This is a genomic window from Photobacterium sp. OFAV2-7, assembly GCF_022347985.1.
Lineage (GTDB): Bacteria > Pseudomonadota > Gammaproteobacteria > Enterobacterales > Vibrionaceae > Photobacterium.
This window is the reverse complement of the sequence record NZ_JAKRFQ010000626.1, coordinates 1-3193: the sequence shown is the minus strand read 5'-3', so window position 1 is coordinate 3193 and position 3193 is coordinate 1. Positions and strand designations below refer to the sequence as shown.

Below are 3193 nucleotides of genomic sequence, written 5' to 3'. Positions count from 1 at the left end.
GACAGCTGTTTCACCTCGGATAATCTCACCGTCGGCAGGCAGGCTTTCACCTGGCAGAACAGTAATTATGTCACCGACTTTTAGCGTTTTTGCTGCAACCTGTGAGCCATCCTCAAGTGTGGCCATGGTCGGTACAAGCTTGAGCAGGTTGGCACTTGCAGCCGCTGCTTGCCGGCGTGCACGCATTTCAAGAAAACGTCCCAAGAGCAAGAAGAAGGTGAACATCGATATTGACTCGAAGAACACCTCGCCTTTTTCCATAACTGTGGCATAAAGGCTGGCAACATAGGCAAAGAGCAAAGCGATTGAGACGGGAACATCCATTCCTAATGTCCGGGCGCGTAGGTTACGCCAGGCATTGAGGTAAAACGGTAAAGCAGAATACAGAAGAACAGGTGTGGCAAAAATCAGGCTAACCCAACGAAGGTAGTTTTTAAATTCCGCGTCAAGGTCTCCAAATATCTCAAAATACAGGGCGACGGCCAACATCATCACCTGCATGGTGGCAATACCTGCAATACCGAGTCGATACAAGTAGCTCTTCATTGTTCTGTGATATTGCTGTTCCTGGGCATCAGCTTCAAAAGGGGCAGCTTTATAACCAAGCTGATGGATCACAGAAAGAAGGTGGCTAAGTTTGGCTTGGGTTGGATCCCAGGAGAGTAAAGCCCGGTGAGTGGTGGTGTTCACGCGGATGGAGATAACACCGGACTCTCGTTTTAATTGCTTTTCAATCAACCATGCACAAGCTGCACAGGAGACACCATCAAGTGAGAGGGAAACTTCTTTACTGTTATCAAACTCACGAACAAATTCTTGCTGAATTTCTTCGTGATCATAGAGCAATAGAGATTGAAGTTGCTGAGGGACTAAATCAGCTTTCTCGGCTGGTGCCGTGCGGAATTCGTAATAAGAGGTGAGGCCGCTCTCAACGATAGTTTGTGCGACCGCTTCACAGCCTGGACAACACATGTCACGCGTTTCGCCCAGTATTTCTACTTGATGCTGGCAACCCTGTGGAACAGGGTCGCCGCAATGGTAACAATCTTTTGTCATTCCTTAACCTGCCCGTACAACGAAATCGGGTCGGATGTCGGTAGGTTAACGCGCCCTTGCAACATCCAGTCGCCATCAAATGGTTCTACTTCAACAAACCATGGGCCTTCAAGTTGCTCAGGGGAGTTGAAACGATAAGCGCCACTTAAATCGGCACTGACCATTTGCGTAAAGTCTTTATTGGCTAGGGTACGATGCGTAAAAGTGACACGCAAGTTAGGGTTACTCTTGAGATCACCTTTATCAAAATTAACCACAATATCGGTATCGGCAACGCTAACTGATGCTTTCAAATTAAGCGCATCAGCAACGCGAAGGCGAGAAAGGTCTAAATTAATCGCTTTGCCTTTTTTATAATAATCTTCTGCAACAAGGTCGACTTGATTCTGAGAAAAAATGTAAACAGCTGTCAGGCTGTACATTATTGAGATAGCAGGAATGGCGAAAACGAACCAAGGCCAAAACTGCTTATACCATGGTTTACGCATAATGATTACCTTTGAAGCTTTGATGGAAAGAGCCCCTGAAATTAACAGGGGCTTGGTCTTATGTCTCAGTTTTTATTACTAATTTTTCAATCAATATGTAACCGAGTATTAACCATGTTGTTACTTGTCGGTGTCGTTACCCAAACCCCAGACATAGGCAGAAATTAGCTGAACTTTATCTTCACCTAGAATATCTTTCCATGCTGGCATTACACCCAGACGACCATGAGTAATAGTGGCTTCAACCGCACGGCGAGAGCCGCCATATAGCCATGTATTGTCTGTTAGGTCAGGTGCACCAAATGCAGGGTTACCTTTACCGTCAGTGCCGTGACAAGCAGCACAGACAACGAAGCGTTGCTTACCAGCAGCGGCTTCTTTGGCGTTGACTTTACGTCCTGACATACCAAGTACATAGGTAGTGACTTCTCTGACACCATCTTTACCTAGAGAGTCAATCCAAGCTGGCATAACACCTTGGCGACCTTCCATGATGGTTGTCTTGATAGTTTCTGCTTCACCGCCGTACAGCCAAGCGTTATCAGTCAGGTTAGGGTAACCTAGCTGACCACGCGCATCCGAACCATGACACTGGGCACAGTTTTGGATGAACAGACGCTGGCCCACTTTGATCGCTTCTGAATCAGCTGCGATTTCAGTAATAGGGCGAAGATTGTTACCAGACTCGTCGTAAGCCAATGTTTTAAAGGTTTCGCCAAACTTAGCTTGCGCATCGTCTAGCTCTTTAGCGTACTGGTCCAAACGCAGCTCTTCCTGAGCCTTAGCAATTGCTAGTTTCGATTCTTCAACAGAACGAACCGTTTGGTTTGAACTCTGCCACCCCAAAAAGCCTTTATAGTTACCCAAACCTGGATACAGGAATAAGTAAAGAAGGCCAAAGATGATGGTGCCCCAGAACATGTAGGACCACCATTTAGGCAGCGGGTTGTTGATCTCACGAATACCGTCGTATTCGTGACCCATGTCTTCACCTTCTTCAACACCCATCTTGTCCTTGCTGCACCAGACGAGCATAGCAGCAATACCAGCGATAGTGCCGAGCGTGATGATTGTAATCCATAGACTCCAAAATGTAGTCATGCTTCCTAGCTCCTGTCTTTCGCACGCGTTGCCAAATCTTGCTCTTCGTCAGCAAATACAAGATTGGCAGCTTCTTCGAAACGCGATTTCTGGCGTTTACTGTAAGCCCAAAGGACGATACCAATAAAGCTTGCGAACAGGATCACTGTCCAGATGCTATGAATGGTTCCAATATCCATTGTGCCTCCTTATTTCATTGCGTGACCAAGTGACTGAAGGTAAGCAATAATTGCGTCCATTTCAGTCTTGCCTTTCACTTCTTCACCAGCGTTCGCAACTTGTTCGTCGGTGTAAGGAACACCAAAGATGTCACGGAAAACAGCTAGCTTGTCGGAGGTTAACTTGCCATCAAGCACGTTTTCTTCCAACCAAGGGAAAGCAGGCATGTTTGACTCAGGAACTACTGCACGTGGATCACGAAGGTGGACACGGTGCCAGTCGTCAGAATAACGACCGCCAACACGCGCCAGATCAGGACCAGTACGTTTCGAACCCCATAGGAAAGGGTGTTCCCATACACTTTCACCCGCAACAGAGTAGTGTCCAGA

5 protein-coding genes are annotated in these 3193 nt (G+C 47.0%); all 5 read right to left on the bottom strand.

Going from position 1 to position 3193, the window contains the following annotated elements; all coding sequences use genetic code 11:
- A partial coding sequence (locus MHN01_RS22000; protein WP_239413445.1) for a heavy metal translocating P-type ATPase occupies window positions 1-1056 on the bottom strand: 1056 nt, incomplete at its 3' end.
- Complete coding sequence (locus tag MHN01_RS21995; protein WP_239413444.1) at window positions 1053-1544, bottom strand: FixH family protein; 492 nt, start codon at window positions 1542-1544, stop codon at window positions 1053-1055. The genes MHN01_RS21995 and MHN01_RS22000, both read right to left, overlap by 4 nt.
- A gap of 120 nt (window positions 1545-1664) precedes the next feature.
- Complete coding sequence (ccoP, locus tag MHN01_RS21990) at window positions 1665-2645, bottom strand: cytochrome-c oxidase, cbb3-type subunit III (RefSeq protein WP_239413443.1); 981 nt, start codon at window positions 2643-2645, stop codon at window positions 1665-1667.
- Window positions 2646-2650: 5 nt separating this feature from the next.
- Complete coding sequence (locus tag MHN01_RS21985; protein ID WP_075768022.1) at window positions 2651-2824, bottom strand: CcoQ/FixQ family Cbb3-type cytochrome c oxidase assembly chaperone; 174 nt, start codon at window positions 2822-2824, stop codon at window positions 2651-2653.
- A 9-nt stretch (window positions 2825-2833) separates the two neighbouring features.
- Window positions 2834-3193 (bottom strand): cbb3-type cytochrome c oxidase subunit II (locus MHN01_RS21980; RefSeq protein ID WP_239413442.1); only part of this gene is annotated, 360 nt, incomplete at its 5' end.

Coding starts and splice junctions, on each gene's coding strand:
- MHN01_RS21995 (WP_239413444.1), bottom strand. CDS start 1,544: ATGCGTAAACCATGGTATAAGCAGTTTTGGCCTTGGTTCGTTTTCGCC.
- ccoP (WP_239413443.1), bottom strand. CDS start 2,645: ATGACTACATTTTGGAGTCTATGGATTACAATCATCACGCTCGGCACT.
- MHN01_RS21985 (WP_075768022.1), bottom strand. CDS start 2,824: ATGGATATTGGAACCATTCATAGCATCTGGACAGTGATCCTGTTCGCA.